Source organism: Bacillus sp. BD59S, assembly GCF_007363175.1.
Lineage (GTDB): Bacteria > Bacillota > Bacilli > Bacillales > Bacillaceae_G > Bacillus_A > Bacillus_A pacificus.
This window is the reverse complement of the sequence record NZ_CP034686.1, coordinates 1,300,372-1,321,643: the sequence shown is the minus strand read 5'-3', so window position 1 is coordinate 1,321,643 and position 21,272 is coordinate 1,300,372. Positions and strand designations below refer to the sequence as shown.

The 21,272-nt window shown below is 37.0% G+C and carries 23 protein-coding genes and 2 riboswitches; of the genes, 2 read left to right on the top strand and 21 right to left on the bottom strand.

Annotated elements, in window-relative coordinates; all coding sequences use genetic code 11:
- Window positions 1-8: 8 nt before the first annotated feature.
- The 4 genes from EKQ63_RS08790 to EKQ63_RS08775 form a co-directional block, all read right to left on the bottom strand.
- Window positions 9-713 carry a phosphoadenylyl-sulfate reductase gene (locus EKQ63_RS08790; protein ID WP_087951810.1) on the bottom strand — a complete coding sequence of 235 codons (705 nt, stop codon included), beginning with the start codon at window positions 711-713 and terminating at the stop codon, window positions 9-11.
- Window positions 714-799: 86 nt separating this feature from the next.
- Window positions 800-943, bottom strand: coding sequence for a YezD family protein (locus EKQ63_RS08785; RefSeq protein WP_000116161.1), 144 nt, complete (start codon window positions 941-943; stop codon window positions 800-802).
- A 72-nt stretch (window positions 944-1,015) separates the two neighbouring features.
- Window positions 1,016-1,124, bottom strand: a riboswitch (SAM riboswitch).
- Window positions 1,125-1,241: 117 nt separating this feature from the next.
- Window positions 1,242-2,558 (bottom strand): diaminopimelate decarboxylase, encoded by a 1,317-nt coding sequence (gene lysA / locus EKQ63_RS08780; RefSeq protein WP_143880964.1) that lies wholly within the window; start codon window positions 2,556-2,558, stop codon window positions 1,242-1,244.
- Between the two features lie 180 nt (window positions 2,559-2,738).
- Window positions 2,739-2,920: riboswitch (Lysine riboswitch) on the bottom strand.
- Window positions 2,921-3,009: 89 nt separating this feature from the next.
- A complete protein-coding gene (locus EKQ63_RS08775; RefSeq protein ID WP_173601331.1) occupies window positions 3,010-3,405 on the bottom strand; it encodes a DUF3888 domain-containing protein in 396 nt (131 codons plus the stop codon).
- Between the two features lie 254 nt (window positions 3,406-3,659).
- Between EKQ63_RS08775 and EKQ63_RS08770 the strand changes: the two genes are divergently transcribed.
- Together EKQ63_RS08770 and pssA are read left to right on the top strand one after the other, a co-directional pair.
- The gene (locus EKQ63_RS08770; RefSeq protein ID WP_087951807.1) at window positions 3,660-5,546 is read left to right on the top strand and encodes an LTA synthase family protein; all 1,887 of its coding nucleotides are present in this window, start codon (window positions 3,660-3,662) and stop codon (window positions 5,544-5,546) included.
- A 181-nt stretch (window positions 5,547-5,727) separates the two neighbouring features.
- Window positions 5,728-6,429 (top strand): CDP-diacylglycerol--serine O-phosphatidyltransferase, encoded by a 702-nt coding sequence (gene pssA, locus EKQ63_RS08765; RefSeq protein ID WP_000285422.1) that lies wholly within the window; start codon window positions 5,728-5,730, stop codon window positions 6,427-6,429.
- Between the two features lie 32 nt (window positions 6,430-6,461).
- Here the strand turns inward: pssA and EKQ63_RS08760 are convergent, their stop codons facing one another.
- The 17 genes from EKQ63_RS08760 to ilvC all read right to left on the bottom strand — a co-directional run bounded on the left by EKQ63_RS08760 (window position 6,462) and on the right by ilvC (window position 21,247).
- Window positions 6,462-7,433 (bottom strand): 2-hydroxyacid dehydrogenase family protein, encoded by a 972-nt coding sequence (locus EKQ63_RS08760; RefSeq protein WP_223290783.1) that lies wholly within the window; start codon window positions 7,431-7,433, stop codon window positions 6,462-6,464.
- Window positions 7,434-7,577: 144 nt separating this feature from the next.
- On the bottom strand, window positions 7,578-7,745 hold the full coding sequence (locus EKQ63_RS08755) for a DUF4025 domain-containing protein (RefSeq protein WP_087951805.1): 168 nt from the start codon (window positions 7,743-7,745) through the stop codon (window positions 7,578-7,580).
- A gap of 68 nt (window positions 7,746-7,813) precedes the next feature.
- Window positions 7,814-8,830, bottom strand: coding sequence for a histidinol phosphate phosphatase domain-containing protein (locus EKQ63_RS08750; RefSeq protein WP_088328137.1), 1,017 nt, complete (start codon window positions 8,828-8,830; stop codon window positions 7,814-7,816).
- 11 nt (window positions 8,831-8,841) lie between these two features.
- Window positions 8,842-9,165, bottom strand: coding sequence for a phosphoribosyl-ATP diphosphatase (gene hisE / locus EKQ63_RS08745; protein WP_087951803.1), 324 nt, complete (start codon window positions 9,163-9,165; stop codon window positions 8,842-8,844).
- Between the two features lie 10 nt (window positions 9,166-9,175).
- The gene (hisI, locus tag EKQ63_RS08740; protein ID WP_000803969.1) at window positions 9,176-9,481 is read right to left on the bottom strand and encodes a phosphoribosyl-AMP cyclohydrolase; all 306 of its coding nucleotides are present in this window, start codon (window positions 9,479-9,481) and stop codon (window positions 9,176-9,178) included.
- Window positions 9,478-10,236 carry an imidazoleglycerol phosphate synthase cyclase subunit gene (gene hisF / locus EKQ63_RS08735; RefSeq protein ID WP_087951802.1) on the bottom strand — a complete coding sequence of 253 codons (759 nt, stop codon included), beginning with the start codon at window positions 10,234-10,236 and terminating at the stop codon, window positions 9,478-9,480. The genes hisI and hisF overlap by 4 nt, the downstream gene beginning before the upstream one ends.
- Window positions 10,230-10,949 (bottom strand): 1-(5-phosphoribosyl)-5-[(5-phosphoribosylamino)methylideneamino]imidazole-4-carboxamide isomerase, encoded by a 720-nt coding sequence (gene hisA / locus EKQ63_RS08730; RefSeq protein ID WP_088328136.1) that lies wholly within the window; start codon window positions 10,947-10,949, stop codon window positions 10,230-10,232. Before hisA ends, hisF begins: the two co-directional genes overlap by 7 nt.
- Window positions 10,922-11,551, bottom strand: coding sequence for an imidazole glycerol phosphate synthase subunit HisH (gene hisH / locus EKQ63_RS08725; RefSeq protein ID WP_087951800.1), 630 nt, complete (start codon window positions 11,549-11,551; stop codon window positions 10,922-10,924). The genes hisA and hisH overlap by 28 nt, the downstream gene beginning before the upstream one ends.
- Window positions 11,552-12,136 carry an imidazoleglycerol-phosphate dehydratase HisB gene (hisB, locus tag EKQ63_RS08720; protein WP_087951799.1) on the bottom strand — a complete coding sequence of 195 codons (585 nt, stop codon included), beginning with the start codon at window positions 12,134-12,136 and terminating at the stop codon, window positions 11,552-11,554.
- On the bottom strand, window positions 12,136-13,425 hold the full coding sequence (gene hisD, locus EKQ63_RS08715; protein ID WP_088328135.1) for a histidinol dehydrogenase: 1,290 nt from the start codon (window positions 13,423-13,425) through the stop codon (window positions 12,136-12,138). Before hisD ends, hisB begins: the two co-directional genes overlap by 1 nt.
- Window positions 13,426-13,436: 11 nt before the next feature.
- Window positions 13,437-14,072, bottom strand: coding sequence for an ATP phosphoribosyltransferase (gene hisG / locus EKQ63_RS08710; RefSeq protein ID WP_087951797.1), 636 nt, complete (start codon window positions 14,070-14,072; stop codon window positions 13,437-13,439).
- The gene (gene hisZ, locus EKQ63_RS08705; RefSeq protein WP_088328134.1) at window positions 14,048-15,310 is read right to left on the bottom strand and encodes an ATP phosphoribosyltransferase regulatory subunit; all 1,263 of its coding nucleotides are present in this window, start codon (window positions 15,308-15,310) and stop codon (window positions 14,048-14,050) included. Before hisZ ends, hisG begins: the two co-directional genes overlap by 25 nt.
- Before the next feature lie 310 nt (window positions 15,311-15,620).
- On the bottom strand, window positions 15,621-16,202 hold the full coding sequence (gene leuD, locus EKQ63_RS08700; protein ID WP_087951795.1) for a 3-isopropylmalate dehydratase small subunit: 582 nt from the start codon (window positions 16,200-16,202) through the stop codon (window positions 15,621-15,623).
- Window positions 16,180-17,574 carry a 3-isopropylmalate dehydratase large subunit gene (gene leuC, locus EKQ63_RS08695; protein WP_088328133.1) on the bottom strand — a complete coding sequence of 465 codons (1,395 nt, stop codon included), beginning with the start codon at window positions 17,572-17,574 and terminating at the stop codon, window positions 16,180-16,182. The genes leuD and leuC overlap by 23 nt, the downstream gene beginning before the upstream one ends.
- Complete coding sequence (leuB, locus tag EKQ63_RS08690) at window positions 17,574-18,638, bottom strand: 3-isopropylmalate dehydrogenase (protein WP_087951793.1); 1,065 nt, start codon at window positions 18,636-18,638, stop codon at window positions 17,574-17,576. The genes leuC and leuB overlap by 1 nt, the downstream gene beginning before the upstream one ends.
- Window positions 18,639-18,714: 76 nt before the next feature.
- Entirely contained in the window at window positions 18,715-20,235 is a 1,521-nt protein-coding gene (leuA, locus tag EKQ63_RS08685; RefSeq protein ID WP_087994454.1) for a 2-isopropylmalate synthase, read from the bottom strand.
- Window position 20,236: 1 nt separating this feature from the next.
- Complete coding sequence (gene ilvC, locus EKQ63_RS08680) at window positions 20,237-21,247, bottom strand: ketol-acid reductoisomerase (RefSeq protein ID WP_087951791.1); 1,011 nt, start codon at window positions 21,245-21,247, stop codon at window positions 20,237-20,239.
- Between the last annotated feature and the right edge of the window lie 25 nt (window positions 21,248-21,272).

The following is a 21,272-nucleotide window of genomic DNA, read 5'->3' as shown; positions in this document are numbered from 1 at the left end:
AATTCATCTTATTGGTAATGAAGACCACATTCAGTTTTCACTTTCCCAGCCCATCTACCATCTCTCGAATCGCCACCCTCTCCTACAGGCAACGTACACTTCTCACACCCAATACTTGGATATCCAATGTCATGTAATGGGTTATAAGGCAAGCTATGTTTGTATACATATCTCCATACTTCTTTCCACGTCCAATGAATGAGCGGACAAACTTTAATAGATTGAAAGCGATGATCTAGATTTATAAACTTTGTATGCTTACGGGTTTCTGATTGTTCCCTTCTCAATCCCGATATCCACGCTTTTTCATTCGCTAATGATGCTTCTAAAGGTAAAATTTTTCTAATCTTACAACAGAGATTGGGATTGCTTTCCCATAGCTTGTCACCATGCGCTTTGGCTTGTTCATCAAGTGTAAGTTCTGGCTGTTTTTCTATAATATTCAATAAAGGAAATCGTTCCCGCACTTTTTGAATTAATTCATACGTTTCTTGAAAATGTACGTTTGTATCCAAAAATACAACTTTAGCAGATGGATTTACTTGGTTAATAAGATGCAGCAGTACCATCCCTTCCACTCCGAAGCTACATGCGTATACAATTTCACTTTTATATTCTTTATAAGCCCAACTTAATACAGATAATGCGCCTTTCGTTTCATCTACTTCTGAAAATGAAACATCATTTTCTTCCCACGTTTCATACGTCAACATGTTTTTTCCCCCTGTAAAAGCAAAAAGACGGTTTTAACCTAATAAAATAGGTTAAAACCGCCTCTAGTTTTTCTAGTCAGCGCTTTTTACTTTAAACGTACTTTTTCACTTTTCTCTAATTGAATGACTTTTCCATCTTGCACAACAATTGTAATTGAACCATATTTCATATCAGCAAGCATCGCTTCAATTTTCTCAGATACTTCCTCAAAATGTTCCCGTACGCTCACGCGAACAGCCCCCCTTTTTATTCATAAAAAAAATCTTTCCCATTTCGAAAAGACTGTTCGGTAATATATTTTACCTTATCTTTCAAAATGGATTCCATTTTGCTGGATTTAGCACCTTGCTTTCTATAAGCAGGTTGCCGAGCTTCGCCGGGCCAGTTCCCTCCGCTTCTCTTGATAAGCTTTGTATTTGTATTTTATCACAATTCTGATTTTTTTCAATCCTAGTTTTCCGATATATTTTAATTATTTTATTTTATAAAAAAGGAATTGCCCATCCGAACAACTCCTTTTTCCTCATTTAAACAAGTTCTTTTATACGTATGCGATCGTTCCTAATAATATTTTCATATGTTTCGCGCTCTACAACAATTTGTGATGTACCACCTTTCGCGAAGACGACAGCTGGTCTACGAATCCGATTATAATTATTCGCCATTGAGTACCCGTATGCCCCTGTACAGGAAATTGCTAGTAAATCCGCAGAAGCAACTTTCGGTAGAGTAATATCCCAAATTAACATATCCCCACTCTCACAGCACTTCCCTGCAATCGAAACAACTTCCTCGTTCTCATCATTCCCTCGATTCGCTAACATTGCTTCATAACGAGCGTTATATAAAGCAGGTCTTAAATTATCAGTCATCCCACCATCCACTGATACATATTTCCGAATACCAGGAATGTCTTTCACAGATCCGACTGTATAAAGTGTCGTTCCAGCATCACCTACAATACTACGGCCTGGTTCAACCCATATTTCTGGCAATGGATAATTACATAACGTAAATTGTTCTCTCACCGCACTTGTTACAGCTCGCACATACGTCTCAAGAGTTAATGGTGTATCGGACTCTGTGTAGCGTATTCCGAATCCTCCCCCTACATTTAGCACTTTTACTACATAGTTTGTTCGCTCTCTCACTGCTTCTAAAAATTGACGAAGAACTTCAATTGCTCGCACAAAGCCAGCCGTTTCAAATATTTGTGATCCGATATGTGAATGAATTCCTAACACGTTATAATTTGATTTTTGTAAAGCACGATCAATTGCCTGCATCGCTTGACCATTTGACACGCCAAATCCAAATTTTGAATCATCTTGACCTGTTGTAATATATTCATGTGTGTGCGCCTCTACTCCGGGCGTTACACGAATTAATATGTTCACAAATTTCCCATGTTGCACTGCTAAATCATGCAAAATTTCTAATTCTAAAAAATTATCTACGACAAAACAACCAATATTTGCCTGAAGAGCCATCACAATTTCTTCATCTGTTTTATTATTGCCGTGAAAATGAATGCGCGATGCCGGAAATCCTGCTTGAAGCGCAGTATATAATTCTCCTCCAGAAACAACATCTAATGACATATTCTCTTCACGAGCTACTCGGCACATCTCCATGCACAAGAACGCCTTGCTTGCATATGCTACTTGATAAGAGAAACCACTTTCTTTAAAAGCACGATGAAACGCGCGGCACTTTCCTCGAATTGACTCTTCATCGTATACATAAAGTGGTGTTCCGTATTGTTTTGCTAGCTGCGTCGTATCGCACCCTCCAATTTCTAAGTGTCCTTGCCCATTGATTCGGCTTGTGCCGTGTAAATACATTTGAATTCCTCCCTTATTTCCTCTAAAACTCATAACCCCAATCTTCTATTCATTGCAGCACGCTTTTAGATAGACAAAAAACGCGCGGAACAATGTTCACACGCGTTTCTTATTAGGAAAAATATATATTGAAAAAATAAACGAGTTGTTATCTCCTCAAAATAAGAAACCGCATCAACATCTCCAAATAGCTCTCCATAAAATAAATCTTATGACAGTACTACATTTATTCAATGCAGTCCCAATATATGAATAAGATGGTTATTCTTATATTTCGGCAATAGTCCCTTTCAACCTATGATCACAGATTCCATTAAATCTCCCATAGCTTACTCTTTCCTATCGCGGCCTCTACCTTTGAGAGTAGATGAGGTAAGTCTATTTAATTTTCAAACATCTAATTGTTGCTATTAACAATACCAAAGGATCATTTTATTTGTCAAACAATTTTTTATATTGCTTTTTTACAGTTTAGTTTCGTATCATTTGGTAAGCGCTTTACTGAAACCTTTGTCACTTCCCATTCGCCTTCTTCGTTATTAAATGTAATCGTTACCTTCTCAAAGGGTGGCGCAATTTTCCCGGCAACACGTTCATACTTTGTCACTTCAATACTTGCTTGAAATAAATATGTACCACTATACACTTTTTTTAAACTAATAATTTTAGGACATTGATAAGGCTTCAAGCTCCCATATTGTTTTTCAATTGCTTTATTTATTTTCGGGAATAACACAGAATAAAGGGCATCTTCCATAAGAGGTGCATCATATTGAGCTACCGACACACTTGGTGAAGCAAAAAGTATAACACTACTGCATACTATAAAATATAATAATTTTCGCATTATAACCTCCGTATTGTTACACGATTCTTTCCGCGCACGATAATAATCATACATAGAAACTCCATTTTATTGTCTCCTACTGCCCTTTTTCTACTCAATTGTTATAAAAAAGTCCACAACTCTCTTTTATTTTCGTATAATGATACTCATAGTATAATAAACATAATAATAAAGGACTGTTCGTATATATAAAATGAGGCGCTAATCAAATAGGCCCACAAGAACCGTCATGCTTTTTAGGAGAGGAGTATATTATGCTACAACGTCTGTTTCCAAAACTGCGATTCGCACTCGTTGCAGTCGTTTTATTATGGATAAAAACATATATTGTGTACAAGCTAGCTTTTGATATTAAAATTGATAATTTCTTTGAAGAATTTATGCTTTTTATTAATCCATTAGCTGCGTTACTTTTATTTTTCGGTTTTGCTTTATTTGCATCTAAACACCGAAACCGCATTATAGTTGGAATTAGTTTTATACTATCATTCATTTTATTTGGAAATGCAATGTTTTATGGATTTTATAACGATTTCGTTACGTTCCCAGTATTATTTCAAACAAATAATATGGCTGATTTAGGGACGAGTATAAAAGAACTCTTTACGTATAAAACATTACTGTTATTCGCAGATGCGATCATCTTAATGTTTCTTTCGCGTAAATTCCCAGCATTTTGCGACAAGACGCCGCTTTCTCGCTCTGAGAAGAGAACTTTCTTTAGCGGTGTAACTGCTCTATTAGCACTACAAATTGTTGTTTCCGTTATTTATAAACCACAAATGTTCTCGCGCTCGTTTGACCGTCAAACTGTCGTGAAAAATTTAGGTTTATACACATATCATTTATTTGATATTACACTTCAATCTAAATCTTCAGCTGAACGTGTATTTGCAAGTGGGGACGGGTTCTCTGAAATTAAAAACTATACAGACTCAAAAGATAAGCAAGTTGATAAGAACTTATTTGGAGCTGCAAAAGGTAAAAATGTAATTTTAATTTCAATGGAATCTACACAAAGTTTTGTTATTAATAAAAAAATAAATGGAAAAGAAATTACTCCATTTTTAAATGAATTTATTAAAGATAGTTTTTATTTCGATAACTTCTATCATCAAACAGGGCAAGGTAAAACTTCTGATGCTGAATTTATCGTTGAAAATTCACTTTATCCGTTAGACCGCGGTTCTGTATTCTTTACTCATGCAACAAATGAATATACAGCTACACCAGAACAATTAAAGAAATACGGATATTCTTCTGCTGTCTTCCATTCAAACGATAAAACGTTTTGGAATCGTGATGTAATGTATCCTGCACTTGGATATGATCGTTACTTTAATTTAAATGATTACGTAGGCACAGAACAAATGTCTGTCGGTTGGGGGTTAAAAGATAAAGAGTTCTTTGAACAATCTATTCCAAAGCTAAAATCTTTACCACAGCCGTTCTATACAAAATTCATTACTTTAACAAACCATTTTCCATTTCTTCTAAATCCAGAAGATCAATATGTTGATGAGTTTAATTCAGAAAGTGGTGTTGTAAACCGTTACTTCCCAACTGTTCGTTACACGGATGAAGCTCTTAAACAATTTATTAAACAATTAAAAGAAGAAGGACTGTATGATAATTCCGTAATTGTCATTTATGGAGATCATTACGGTATTTCTGAAAACCATAACGCAGCTATGGCTCAGTTCCTTGGGAAAGACGCTATTACACCGTTTGATTCTATGCAATTACAACGCGTCCCTCTCATCATTCACGTGCCTGGTCAAGAAGGAAAAGTCATTTCTAAAGTGTCTGGTCAAATTGATATTAAACCAACGCTACTTCATTTACTTGGTATTAAAACAAATCAATCAGTTGAATTTGGAACTGACCTATTTATTAAAGAAAAAGACCCTCTTATGGTAATGCGTGATGGTAGCTTCGTTTCGGGAGATTATGTGTATACAAAAAACATGTGCTATAAACGAAACACAGGTGAAGAAGCAGACATCTCATTATGTCAACCGAATATTGAAAAAGCAAAAACGGAATTGAAACTTTCCGACAAACTCATTTATGGAGATTTGTTACGTTTCGATCCTAACAACCGGTATAAAACTGGAACTATGACAACGAAATTTGAATAATACACGAAGCAACTTGATAAAAGTTGCTTCTTTTTTCACTTATTTTTCAAATCATTCTGCTATGAAATCTTTCACAAATTGGGAATTTCTTTCGTATGAGGAAGAAATTTATGGTATGATAAAATAAGTAAACTTTCATACACTAATTAAGAATTTATTACAGAAAGCAAGGGATCAGATTTTGTATAGAGCAGCTATTCCAAACTTATTTACGCTCGGAAATTTATATAGTGGATTCTTGTCAATCGGCTATGCATCTTTAGGATATTATAAATCAGCTGCTATTTTAGTACTTATCGGGATGATGTTAGATAGTCTTGATGGGCGTGTTGCTCGTTTATTACGTGTTGATTCACAAATGGGAAAAGAACTTGACTCGCTTGCGGATGTCGTAACATTTGGTGCAGCACCTGCTGTTCTTATGTATTACACATCTTTCTCTAATTATGGAATCATCGGACTATACATAGCGGGGCTATTCCCTCTTTTCGGAGCATATCGTTTAGCACGATTTAATGTAACACCATCTTCTACTTCAATGAAATACTTCACTGGGGTACCGATTACAGCAGCGGGAGGGCTTGTTGCTTTCTTAACATTATTTTCACATACCATTCCAAAAATCGTTCTTATTACAGTATTTGTAACGTTCGCATTTTTAATGGTGAGCCGCATTCGTATCCCAAGTTTAAAAGATGTACCAATTCCACGATATAGCATCATTATTACACTATTTTTAGTGGGCATCATTATCACAATGTACCAAACAGGATTCGGTAATTTTTCTGTTTTCTTATTCATTGCTATTCCACTATATATTTTGTACATGCTATCTCAATTCCTTAGACAAAGACCATCAAAAAGAGCAAATAAAGAAAAATAAAAAGAAACCTTCCGATTCCGGAAGGTTTCTTTTTATTTTGTAACGAATACTTTTTGATTGACAGGTGTTATAGGTTCTTCGCCATTTAACACAGCTAAAATATTTCTTACCGCCGTTTCGGCCATCGCATCACGCGTTTCGAATGTTGCATTTCCTACGTGAGGAGCAAGTACCACATTCTTTAATCCTTTTAGCTCTTCAGTAATTTTTGGCTCAAATTCAAACACGTCAAGAGCTGCCCCTTCAATTTCATTCGTTTTTAAAGCATGAGCAAGTGCCGCTTCATGCATAATTGGTCCACGTGAAGCATTTATAATATACGCTGTTTTCTTCATCATTTTGAACTGTTCCTCATCAATCATATGATGCAATTTCGGATTATACGCACAGTTAATTGTAATAAAGTCTGCTGTTTGTAATAATTCTTCCAATGTTACATATGTTGCTTCCAGTTCACTTTCAGCTTCAGGCTTTCGATTTGGTCCTGTATATAAAACATTCATTCCAAACGCTTTTGCACGCTTCGCAACTGCCTTTCCGATTTCTCCAAGACCGATAATTCCAATTGTCTTACCATGTACTTCGCGGCCTAAGAAAAATAACGGTGCCCATCCATTAAATCCAGTTGTACGACATAGCGTATCACCTTCAGGGATTCTACGTGCAGCTGCCAAAAGAAGTGCGAATGTTAATTCTGCTGTCGCTTCCGTTGATACTTTCGGTGTATTCGTTACGGCAATCCCTTTTTCTCCAGCATACGAGTAATCAATATTATCGTAACCAGCACCGTAGTTTGCAACAATCTTCAAATTAGGTGCCGCATCAATCACTTCTTTTGTCACCTTTGTAGAAAGTAGGCTTAACAATGCATCTTTGTCTTTTACACGCTCTGTTAATTCATCTAAAGAAATTAACTCCTCTTTATCGTACATTTCTACATTATGATCCTTTAATAGTTCTAATCCGATTGCTGGAATTTTCCCTGCTACTAATATTTTTGCCACTACTAACACCTCTTCTATAGAAAATAAGATCTCTCTTATCTTTCATTGTAAGAAATCCACATATAAAAACCAAGGAATTTGATTATAGTTTTGAAAATCGACACTTTTCCACAAAAAAGAGGAGATGCAAGTCTCCCCCTCTTCTTATTCTTTTTCTTGCGATTGTTTTCCAAGCTTCACATCGATCGTTCCTTCTGCAACTGTATCACTAATTTGTTCCTCAATAACGGATTGAGATGTAGCATTCGTTTCAGAAGTATACGCTTGTTGCTGTGCATCTTGTGCATTTCGTTTATTTTGTTGTTTCACCATTTCTTTACCCTCCTTTTTATTCTTTCTTATTTTGAACAAAAAGATGGGTTTTCATGAAAAAATCGTGATCATTTTGAAATTGTTACTTCTTCTAGTAATCTCATCGTTCGGACTCGTTTCGTAAATGTAGCTAAGTGAGCAATATCATGATTACGTAACGTCTTTATATTCTCTTCCACATATTTTCCTAAATCATTCGGATAATGAGCATCTGAAGAGAGTGTAATCGGAACTTCGTGTTTAGCTAATACTTGTAAATATAGCGGACTCGGACACATTTCGCGCACAGGATAGCGATAGTACAATCCCGCATTTATTTCCGTTGCTGTATTTGTTTCTACTAATGCACGCGCAATTTTCTTATAATAAGAAAGTTGTTCATTCTCATCTAACCGATAATTAAATACTTTTATGTTGTCAAGATGAGCAATAATATCAAATAACTCAGAACGAACTGCGCACTCAACCGTTTTGAAAAACGTATCATATAAAGCATATAAGTCATGTTCCTTAAAATATTCTTTCGTATCTGGATTATCAAATCCCCAGCCATTTAAAAAATGAACAGAACCAATTACATAATCAAAATCTCCTAATGCGAGTAAAGATTGTAATTGTTGTTCACCACCAATAAAATAATCTGCTTCAATTCCAAGTTTAAGCGTAACACCTCTTTTACTCCACCGTTCTTTCGCCTCTTCAATTGCCTTTGTAAAATCATGTAGTGAAGCTACCCTTACTTGTTCTAACCATTCCTTTTGTAAACGTCCAAGCCCCGAATCACTAATATCAACATATTTTTCATAGTATTCTTTCGCTTCATAAAAACGATATAAATGATCGACAATACCAACTTCTTTTATCCCTTTTCGCAAAGCTTCTTCTAAATATAAATCAATCCATTTCGTTGTAAATGGTCCTTCATTCACACGTCTTTGCAGGCGTTCTTGTGTTTTCACAAGCCATTCCATAGAATGTTTTTCTTCTTTTAGCGGTTCATAATGTTGTAATGATTCATTTATTTTAGCTAGCCATCCTATTGAATATGGCCCTTCTTCTAAATGAATGTGATAATCCACCTTCATACATATTCCCCCTATAATGTATCTATTTCTCTTCTGTCCCCTATTCTCGAAAGCTTCCCATTTCTTTCTGTCACTTCCTCTATAATATCTTCTAATGATATATTTTTTTCGGCTAATAACACGAAGCAGTGATACAATACATCAACCATTTCTTTCACTAGCTCTTCGTTATCATTATTTTTGGATGCAATAATTACTTCAGAACATTCCTCACCAATTTTCTTTAAAATTTTATCTTCTCCTTTTGAAAACAAGTAATTTGTATATGATTCAGGAAGTGGGTTTCTCTTTCGTTCTTCAATTGTTTCAAATAGTAATGTAAAGGCGTTTTTCATATGTATCCCCCTATATAATTTTGTAATGAAAACATGTTTTTTCTCCCGTATGACATGCAGGTCCTACTTGCTTTACGACAACAACGATTGAATCTTGATCACAGTCTAAATAAAGAGATTGCACATGTTGGACATTACCTGATGTTTCTCCTTTATTCCATAACGACCTTCTTGAACGAGAATAAAACCATGTTCTTTTCGTTTCTATTGTTTTTTCATATGCTTCTTCATTCATATAAGCTAGCATTAAAACTTCTTTTGTATCTTCTTCAATTACAACTGCTGGTAATAGTCCTTTTGAAAAGTTAGGTTTCATAGCCGCACCTCAACGTTTGCATTTCTTAACTTTTTCTTTACGTCCCCTATTGTCGCCTCACCGTAATGAAAGATTGATGCCGCTAATGCTGCATCAACTGTTGTCTTTTGAAACACTTCTATAATGTGATCAGCATGACCACATCCACCTGACGCGATGACAGGTACGGAAACACTTTTTGAAATTTCTTCTGTTAAACGAAGGTCATATCCGTTTTTCGTTCCGTCTGCATCCATACTCGTTAATAAAATTTCGCCTGCGCCTAGCTCTGTAACGCGCTTTGCCCACCTGATTGCATCCATTCCCGTATCAACTCTCCCGCCGTTCACATATACATTCCACTTATCTTCTGCTACTTTTCTAGCATCAATTGCGACGACGATACATTGTGAACCAAAATGCTGTGCCCCTTCTTCGATTAATTTTGGATTTCGCAATGCTGCTGAGTTAATTGAAACTTTATCTGCTCCAGCTCTTAGTAAATTGTACATATCTTTCACACTTGAAATTCCTCCGCCAACTGTAAGAGGAATAAATACTTTTGAAGCCGTTTTTTCTACAACATCTATAATTGTTTTTCGTCCTTCATACGTTGCCGTAATATCTAAAAATACTATTTCATCTGCTCCCGCATCATTATATAAAGCTGCTATTTCAACAGGATCCCCGACATCTTGTAACCCTATAAAATTTACCCCCTTTACGACTCGCCCTTCTTTCACATCTAGACATGGAATAATGCGTTTTGCTAACATAACTTTGTTACCTCTAGCACTTCTTCTAAATCAATCGTTTTCTCGTAAAGAGCCTTACCAATTATGACACCGTATATGTTCATATCATTTAACTTTTTCACATCTTGAATAGATGCAACTCCTCCAGAAGCAATAAGTCGAGTAGAAACGCTTTTTTGTAGTAACTCCAATTGTTCTATATTCGGTCCTGCAAGTGTCCCGTCTTTCGAAATGTCTGTAAATACAATCGTTTGAACACCTACATTCTCCATTTGTTTCGCTAAATCAATGTAAGAAACTTCAGATAAATCAAGCCAACCTCTCGTTGCTACGAAACCATTTTTCGCATCAATTCCGACGATGATTTTTTCTTTATATAAAAAAACTGCTTCTTCTAAAAATGTCTTATCATACAGAGCAGCTGTTCCTAAAATCACTTTATCTACCCCTACTGAAAATAACTTCTCTACCGCTACAAGTGATCGAATTCCTCCTCCAACTTGCACTGGAATACGTACTGCCTTGCAAATTCTTTCAATGACGGACAAGTTTAACGACTCACCAGCAACTGCACCATCTAAATCAACAATGTGCAACCGTTTCGCTCCAAATTTTTCAAATATAATCGCTTGCGCAACCGGATCTTCATTCATTACTGTTTCTTTACTAAATTCTCCTTGATACAGTCTAACGCATCGTCCCTTTTTTAAATCGATAGCTGGGAAGATTTCCATGATTCTACCACTCCTTTAAAATTTTTCAACATTTTCATCCCTATGTCACCACTTTTTTCAGGATGAAACTGTGCGCCATATATATTTCCTTTTGCTACAAAACCAGGTACTTTCACTCCATAATCACTTATTCCATACACAATTTCATTTGGACAATCTGCGTAATAAGAGTGGACATAATATACGAAAGAACCGTCCTCTACTCCATTCCAAAGCGCTATCTCTCCTTCTTTCTTTAACTCATTCCATCCCATATGAGGAATTTTATAAGGAACCTTTAACTTTCGAATAACGCCTGGCAATAAATTTAACCCGTTACAGTCTTGTAGTTCCTCACTTTTTTCAAATAAAAGCTGCATTCCTAGGCAAATACCTAGAAGTGGTTTTCTTGAACGCCCGATTTCTTGTAACACACGCACTAAATCTTTTTCTTCCAATACATCCATCGCTTTTGGAAATGCACCTACTCCTGGTAAAATCACTCCATCACTTCTAAAAATCTCTTCTTTATCACTCGTTACAATGTACGCTGCTCCAATATACTTTAATGCTTGTTCTACACTACGAATATTTCCCATTCCATAATCTATAATGGCAATCAATTACAACATCCCTTTCGTTGAATTTACACCAGTAATGTTAGCATTTCTTTCGACTGCTTCTCTAAGCGCTCTACCAAATGCTTTAAATAACGCTTCAATTTTGTGATGTGTATTACTTCCGTATAAAATACGAGCATGTAATGTAATATTGGCAGCATGAGCAACTGCTCTAAAAAATTCTTCTGTTAGTTCTGTATCAAAATCTCCTAGCTTTGGATTCGTTAATTCTCCTTGAAACACAATATACGAGCGGCCGCTTATATCAATTGCGACAAAACCTAAAGATTCATCCATCGGTACATAAGCAGAGCCATAACGGTTAATCCCCTCTTTATTTTGCAATGCTTCTTTCAAACAATTTCCGAGTACAATTCCAACATCTTCAACTGTATGATGCGCATCAACGAATACATCGCCTTCCGCCTCCACTTGCAAACCAAATCTTCCATGCCTTGCAAATAAAGTTAGCATATGATCAAAAAATCCCACTCCCGTTTGTACAGAAACGTTCTTTCCTTCATCAAGCTGCAAACTTAATTTTATTTTTGTTTCTGTCGTCTCACGTATTTGACTAAACTCACGCATTATTCTTCCTCCTCAAATCTTATTTGAATTGCTCTCGCATGCGCATGTAACCCTTCTTTATTGGCAAGTTCTACAATATGATGTTGGACATCTCTTAACGCGTCCTCCGTATAAGACAGGAAACTTGATTTTTTCACGAAATCATCGACTGATAACGGTGAGAAAAATCTTGCCGTTCCACTCGTCGGTAACACATGATTCGGTCCTGCTACATAATCACCGAGCGGTTCCGGTGCATATGGTCCAAGAAAGATAGATCCTGCGTGTTTCACATAAGCTAAAGCATTCATCGGTTCTTTTATATGTAACTCTAAATGTTCCGGGGCAATTTCATTCGATAATTGGAGCGCCTCATTTAAAGAAGGAACGATACAAATAGCTCCATTTCTATTTATCGATTCACGTGCAATTTCGCTTCTCGGTAATGTTTCTAACTGTCTTTCTATCTCTTTTTCTACTTTTTTTGCTAACTCTATATTTGTTGTAATACAAATTGCCGTTGCTCTCTCGTCATGTTCTGCTTGTGATAATAAATCAGCAGCGATATATTTTGCATTACCGGTTTCATCAGCGATAACTACAATTTCTGATGGTCCGGCAATCATATCGATATTTACTATTCCATATACTTCTCGTTTTGCTAGAGCGACGTACAAATTTCCAGGTCCAACTATTTTATCCACTTTCGGAATCGATTCCGTTCCGTATGCTAAAGCTGCAATTGCTTGCGCACCACCTATCGTATAAATTTCATCCACCCCTGCAAGACTTGCAGCAACTAAAATATGTGGATCAATTCCTCCTTCTCTCGGCGGTGTTACCATTACAATCTTTTGCACACCAGCGAGTTTTGCTGGCAATACATTCATTAATACTGACGAAGGATACGAAGCCGTTCCGCCCGGCACATATACTCCTACATTTTCTAACGGCCGAATGATTTGTCCTCTAACGATGCCTTTACTCTCGCAATCGAATATGGATTGCCTTTTTTGCTTTTCGTGATACGAAATAATGTTTTTCTTCGCCTCTTGTAACGCTTCTAAAAATGAATTTTCTACAAACATACTCGCTCTTTTTATTTCTTCTTCACTTACACGAAACTCTTTCATCTCCACACCATCAAACTTGTTTGTATAAAAAGATAGGGCCTCATCCTTACTCTCCCTTACATTCCGAACAATTTCGCTTACATTTCTTTGAACAGTTTCTTCTATTATATTAGCGTTTTCTCGTAGCAATTTTATTTTCGATAACGCTTTTTGAAAATCTTCACAAACGATCTCCATTACAAGCCCCCCTATTTTCCTGACAAAATTTCTTGCTCCATCATATTTATAATACTGAATATTTCGTCTTTTTTAGTTTTTAATGCAGCCTTATTTACAATCATTCGAGCAGATATAGAACACATTTCCTCAAATACAATGAGTCCATTCTCTTGTAATGTTTTTCCTGTTTCAACAATATCGACAATTGCATCTGCCAATCCAAGAATAGGAGCGATTTCTACAGAACCTTCTATTTTAATAATTTCTACATTCTCTCCTTTATCATGAAAATAGTTAGAAGTAATATGTGGATATTTCGTTGCAATACGTTTCTTTCGGTAACTTTTCGGGTTATAAGTAGGAATAGAAGCTACACAAAACTTACACACGCCTACTCCTAAATCCAACATTTCATAAATATCTTTCTCGTTTTCCATTAGAATATCTTTTCCAACGACACCAATATCAGCTACTCCATGTTCTACATAAGTAGCGACATCTACTGCTTTCACTAAAATAAATGAGATATCTGTATTTTTACTTTGAAAGACAAGCTTTCGTCCTTTATTTTTGAGCTCTGAACAATCAATTCCAATCTGCTCAAAGAGTGGAATCACATGCTTCTCTAATCTTCCTTTCGTTAACGCAATTTGAATGTTACGCATGAAGTTTCTCCTTCTTTCTGGACTACCCATTTCTCTTTCCATACATATTCCACTAACGATTCATTCTGTGCCTCAACGACCGTTACTATTTGATTTTTTCTTGCAAATTGAAAGGTGTCGTTTACATTAGAGAATAAGGATAGCTCTACTTTTTTCCCATCCTTTTGAAGTAAATTTCGTAATCTTTCCGCTTCTGCTAATCTATTTAACTCATAATGAATGATAATATCTATTTTCTTTCGTTCATATGGTTCTTGCTGCTCTTGCATCGCCTTCACAATTTGATTGACTTGCACCGCGAGCCCAACAGCCGGCAGCATTTCTCCAAAATTTCCGATTAACTCGTCATATCTTCCACCACTAACAATTTCTTCTCCAATCTCATATATATACCCTTTGAAAATAACTCCTGTATAGTAATCTAGATGTTGGATCATACCTAAATCAATTGATATGTAAGATCCATAACCTAGTTTTTCAATGGCTTCATATATTTCTTTCACTCTTGCGATGGCCATTTTCATTTCATTACTCGAGGCGAGTTTTTCTGCTTCCTCAATCACTTCTAAATTCCCAAATAGCCTTGGTAATTTCTCAAGTAATCTTACTGTTTCATCACATCGATCTAATTTCTTTTCTCTAATAAAATTTGATAAAGCAGCATAATTTTTACTTTCAATATATGTTCTAAGTACTCTCTCTTCTTCCTCATGAATGGAGAGCTTTTTGACAATACATTTATATAACTGCACTTGCCCAATCTCTATTGTAAAAGATTGCACCTTCACCTTTTGCAGTGATTGAATGACGCTTATGACGCATTCAATTTCAGCTCTTACATTATCAATACCAATAATTTCAATACCACTTTGTACGATCTCATTATATTTTCCGGTTAGGGACTCATTCGCTCGAAATACATTTCCGCTATACGTCACTTTAAGTGGCGTATCACACCTCTGCGTTCCGATCACTCTCGCTAAAGGAATTGTCATATCTGGACGCAATACGATAATCCTTCCCTTTTCATCAAAAAATTTATACATCTTTTCTTCATCTATCGGCCGGCTTTGAAAGGCGAACACATCATAAAATTCAATTGTTGGTGTCCTTATTTCTTCATAACCTCTCTCTAAAAAAGTACGCCTTAATTTTTGCTCCACTTCTTCAATTAACGTACATTCTTCGAATAAATAATCTCTCGTTCCATTTGGATTTGCCCGTTTCCATTTTGTCATCGAAATTCTCACACCTTTCCCTTTCTAATGTATGCTTATTTCATGCACCTAAACCGAAAATAAAAAGAGCCTTGTAGATAAAATATACCTACAAGGCTCTTTAGTAGCGTGTAGGTACAACGGGAATAACCCTTGCACCTACACGTTTTCACGCTAGGTTCAAGGGCTTTATGTATGATGATGTAGTTGTGTAAGCATTTTAATAGATTGCATTGTTTTCATAATACTTACTCCCTTTCTCCTCTAATTTTTACATAGTATATAATACTTAATTCTGAATGTAAATACATTTTAAATATTCCGTTATCTTTTAATATACAGCTACCCTTCTTTCATACTCTTTTATTTCTTGTTCATATTGCATTGTAATACTAATTTCATCTAAACCATTTAATAATTTCTCTTTCCACATTTTCTCGATTGTAAAATGAAACCTGTGCGTACTTGTTGTAATGACCTCATTCTCTAAGTCTACTTCTATTTGTTCTCTTGCATCCGTTTTGGCAAGCTTTTCTCGCATTTCTTTATCCATTACAATTGGTAACATACCATTCTTCATACAATTCATATAAAAAATATCTGCAAACCCACCAGCGATAATAACACGGAAACCATAATCAGCAAGCGCCCACGGAGCATGTTCTCTTGAAGAACCGCAACCAAAATTATCACCTGTAATTAATATACTTGCTCCTTTTCTATCTTGTGCATTAAGCGGAAAATTAGGATTTTCATGGCGGTTATTATCAAAACGCCATTCATCGAATAAATATTTTCCAAATCCCGTCCTTTCAATTCTCTTTAAATATTGCTTCGGAATAATTTGATCTGTATCAATGTTATCATTCATCAGTACTGCGGCAGTACCTTTATGAATACGAAATGGCTCCATCATAACTCTCCTTTCTAATATCAACAAAATGACCATATAACGCAGCTGCTGCCGCCATTGCTGGGCTAACTAAATGTGTTCTTGCTCCTTTTCCTTGTCTTCCTTCAAAATTACGATTTGAAGTGGAAGCACAATGCTCTCCCTCAGGTACTTGATCTGGATTCATTCCAAGACACATGGAACATCCAGGTTCTCTCCATTCAAATCCCGCTTCTTCAAATATGTGATGTAGTCCTTTTTGCATCGCCGCGTCCCTTACTCTTTTCGATCCAGGCACAACGAGTGCTCGCACACCTTCTTTTACCTTTCTCCCTTTCACAACAGATGCAGCAATTTCTAAATCAGAGAGCCTGGAATTTGTACAAGATCCAATGAAAACATGCTGAACTGGAATGTCATACGTACTTTGTCCGGGTCTTAATCCCATATAAGAAAATGCTCTTTCGTCATTTGCATCATGCTTTTCTGGCAATTTTTCATCAATACGAACACCCATACTCGGGTTTGTTCCCCACGTAACGTACGGTGCTAAATCCGCCACATCTACCGAAATATGTAAATCATACATTGCATCTGAATCTGTATACAGTTCAGACCATTTTTTCTCAAAAGTTTCATAGTCTTCCGGTGCATATTTACATCCTTTTACATAAGCAAATGTTTTTTCATCTGGTGCTATAATACCAGCCTTCGCTCCTCCTTCAATTGCCATATTACAAAGCGTCATTCTCTCTTCCATCTCCATAGCTCCAATTGTCTCTCCGTAAAATTCCATTACATATCCAGTTCCAACTGCTACACCGTACTTTGAAAGGAGATGTAAAATAATATCTTTTGCGTAAACGCCTTTCTGTAATTTCCCTTTTAGCTCAATACCCATCGCTTTCGGTTTTCTTTGCCACAGCGTTTGCGTTGCCAATACATGTTCCACTTCACTCGTACCAATACCAAACGCTAGCGCACCAAACGCACCGTGCGTCGCTGTATGACTATCACCACAAACAATAGTTTTTCCTGGCTGCGTGAGCCCAAGTTCTGGTCCGATAACATGAACGATCCCCTGCTCTTCATCTCCGATATCCGCTAACGGCACCTGAAATTGTTTACAATTTTCCCGAAGTGTATCTAGTTGCTGCTTCGCAATGCGATCGGTAATATTCCAAACATCTTTCGTTGGAATATTATGATCCATCGTTGCGAATGTTAAATCTGGTCTGCGTACCGTTCGGTTTGTAAGCCGCAAGCCTTCAAAGGCTTGCGGTGACGTTACTTCATGAACAAGGTGCAGATCGATATATAATAAATCTAATCCATTTTCATTTGTCGTAACTACGTGTTTTTCCCAAAGCTTATCTAGCAACCTTTTCCCCATTATCTTCCTCTCCCTACTAACGCTTGCTCTTCCATTTCTTGCATAACTGCCTTTGTAAATGAAGTTGTCGTTTCAGTCCCCCCGATATCTGCTGTACATTTTCCTGATTTAAGAACTGCTGAAATCGCTTCTTCAATTGCACACCCTTCTCTCGTTAATCCGAACGATTGCCCAAGCATCATGGCAACAGAGCGCATCATAGCAATTGGATTCGCCTTATTTTTCCCGGCAATATCAGGTGCTGATCCATGAATAGGCTCATATAATGAAGGTCCCTTTTCCGCGTGACTTGCTGATGGAAGCATTCCTAATGATCCAGCTAATACGGAAGCTTCGTCACTTAAAATATCCCCAAATAAATTTTCTGTTACAATTACATCAAACCGTTCTGGATTCCGAATTAACTCCATGGCAGCAGCATCTACTAAAATATGTTCTAGTTCAACATCTGGATAACGAAGTGCTACTTCTTCTGTTACAGTTCTCCATAGTTTACTAGATTCTAAAACATTCGCCTTATCAATAGATGTTACTTTTTTCTTCCGCTTACTCGCTAATTGAAAAGCATAAGAAACGATACGTTCAATTTCATGGCGATGATACGTAAGTGTATCTGTTGCTACTTCGTCCGTCCGTTCTTTCGGGTAAGAAAAATAAATCCCACCTGTTAATTCACGAACGACAACGAAATCAATTTCATCAGCCTTTTTTAATGGCGATAAATGTGCCGTTGCACTTTCTACCGTTACAGGGCGAACATTCGCAAATACACCGAGGCCTTTTCTTAGAGCTAATAATCCTTTCTCTGGTCTTTCTTTCGCACTATCCCACCTTGGTCCACCAACTGCTCCTAGTAAAACCGCATCACTTGCTAAACAAGCGGCAAGTGTTCGTTGTGGTAATGGTTGCCCATTTGAATCAATAGCACTCCCGCCGAAGTACTCATCTTGCAAATGAAAATGATGACCATATAGCCTTTCTACCATGCGCAATACTTCCTTCGCACTTTCCATAACTTCCGGACCAACACCATCACCAGCTAAACAAACGATACGTTTTTCCAATTTCAACACTCCTTTTAACGGAATTTTCAGAACTATAATTGACAGGTGAGAATAGCTCCTCTCACCTGTCAAACACTTATTTCACAAGCTGGATAAAAGATTTTAATTTCCCCGCTGCGTGGACATATGCTCTTGCCGACGCTTCCAATACGTCTTGCGCGACACCAAAACCTGATACTTGATGCGTTCCTTCTTTTAATTCAACATGAACATGAGCCAGCGCGTCTTGACCTTGCGTAATAGATTGTATGCGATAATCTGCCAATTCACATTCTAAGCCTAAAATTCTTTGGATTGCATTATAAATTGCTTCAATACTACCTGAGCCAGTAGCTGCATCTTCGTATACATTTCCTTCTTCATCTTTTAATACAACTGTCGCGCATTGTGTACTATTTGATACGAAATGTACTTGCAGTTGCGTAATTGTATATTGCTGAGCCGCAAATGCTGCTTCACCAAGCATAAGTGCTTGTAAATCTTCCTCCGTAATTTCCTTCTTACGATCAGCTAATTTTTTAAAGGCTTCAAACACTGCATCTCGTTCTTCCTTTGTAAATTCATAGCCAAGCTCTTTCATTTTTTCTGTAAACGCGTGACGTCCAGAATGTTTTCCAAGTACAAATAGATTTTGAGATTCGCCTACTAGCTCTGGTTCAATAATCTCATACGTTGTCACTTCTTTTAATACACCATCTTGATGAATTCCTGATTCATGAGCGAATGCATTCGCTCCCACGATCGCTTTATTTTTCGGTACAACCATCCCTGTTAATCTGCTTACTAATGTACTCGTCGCTTTAATTTCTTTTAGCGTCATAGAAGACTGCGCTTTATAGAAATCTTTTCTAATATGAAGAGCAACTGCGACCTCTTCTAACGCCGCATTCCCTGCCCTTTCTCCAATTCCATTAATTGTTCCTTCTACTTGTAACGCTCCGCCTTTAACCGCAGCTAATGAATTGGCTACAGCCATCCCAAGATCATCGTGACAATGACAAGAGAAAATTGCTTTTTCATATGAAGGAACGGATTCTTGTAAGTATTTAAAAAGAGAATAATATTCTTCTGGATTCGTATATCCAACTGTATCTGGAATATTAATTACATTTGCTCCTGCACGAATCGCCACTTCTACTGCTTCAGCTAAAAAATCTCTTGCTGTTCTTGTCGCATCTTCTGCAGAAAATTGTACTGTCGGAAATAACGATTTCCCAAGTGTAACCGAGCGATGAATACTATCTAATACATCTTCCTTTGACATACAAAGCTTATACTTCATATGAATATCACTCGTAGCTAAAAATACGTGTAGACGAGGAGATACAGCACCTTTCACCGCTTCATATGCTCTTCGAATATCACATTCTTTCGCTCTAGCTAAACTCATGACTGTAGCATTTTGAATCGTATTTGCGATGCGTTTTACCGATTGAAAATCCCCTTCGGAAGCTGCTGCAAAGCCAGCTTCCATTACGTTAATACCAAGTCTCTCTAATTGCCTTGCGATTTGCAATTTCTCTTGTTCATTTAAATTCACTCCTGGTGATTGTTCGCCATCACGTAGCGTCGTATCCATGAACAAAATCTGCTTCATATTATTTGACCCCTGCCTTTACTCGCGGCTGTACGAAAGGCATCATTTCACGTAATTTACGTCCAACTACTTCGATTTCATGTTCATTCTCTTTCTCATTTGTCGCATGGAAATTTGGTTTTCCTGCTTTATGCTCTGCAATCCAACCTTTCGCAAATGTACCATCTTGAATTTCGGCTAGTACTGCACCCATCGCTTTCTTCGTATCTTCCGTTACAACGCGTGGTCCTGATACGAAGTCGCCCCACTGTGCTGTATCTGAAACTGAATATCTCATATTTTCAAGTCCACCTTCATACATAAGGTCAACGATTAGTTTTAGTTCATGTAAACATTCAAAATATGCAAGTTCAGGCTGGTATCCTGCATCAACTAGCGTTTCAAATCCAGCTTTTACTAGCGCAGTTACTCCGCCGCAAAGTACAGCTTGCTCTCCAAATAAATCTGTTTCTGTTTCTTCTTTAAACGTCGTTTCTAATACGCCCGCTCTCGTCGCTCCAATTCCATCAGCATAAGAAAGTGCCTTTTCAGTCGCAACTCCTGTTGCATCTTGGTATACTGCAAATAATGCCGGAACAGCGCCGCCCTCACTAAATGTACGGCGTACAAGATGTCCTGGACCTTTTGGGGCTACTAGAAATACATCTACATTCGCTGGTGGTTTTACTTGATCAAAGTGAACATTAAATCCGTGTGCAAAAACGAGAGAATTTCCTGCCTGTAAATTTGGTGCAATTTCAGCTTCATATACTTCTGGTTGCAGTTCATCTGGCAGTAAAATCATTACTACATCAGCCTGCTTTGCTGCTTCCGCTACTGTATATACAGAAAATCCATCTTCTTTCGCTTTATCCCAAGACTTCCCTTTTCTTAAACCTACTACTACATCAAATCCGTTATCACGCAAGTTTTGCGCATGCGCATGACCTTGCGAGCCATATCCGATGATTGCTACTTTCTTTTCTTTTAATACATTTACCGTTACATCTTTCTCATAATAAACCTTTGCCATTTTCATTTCCCCCTATATTTAAATG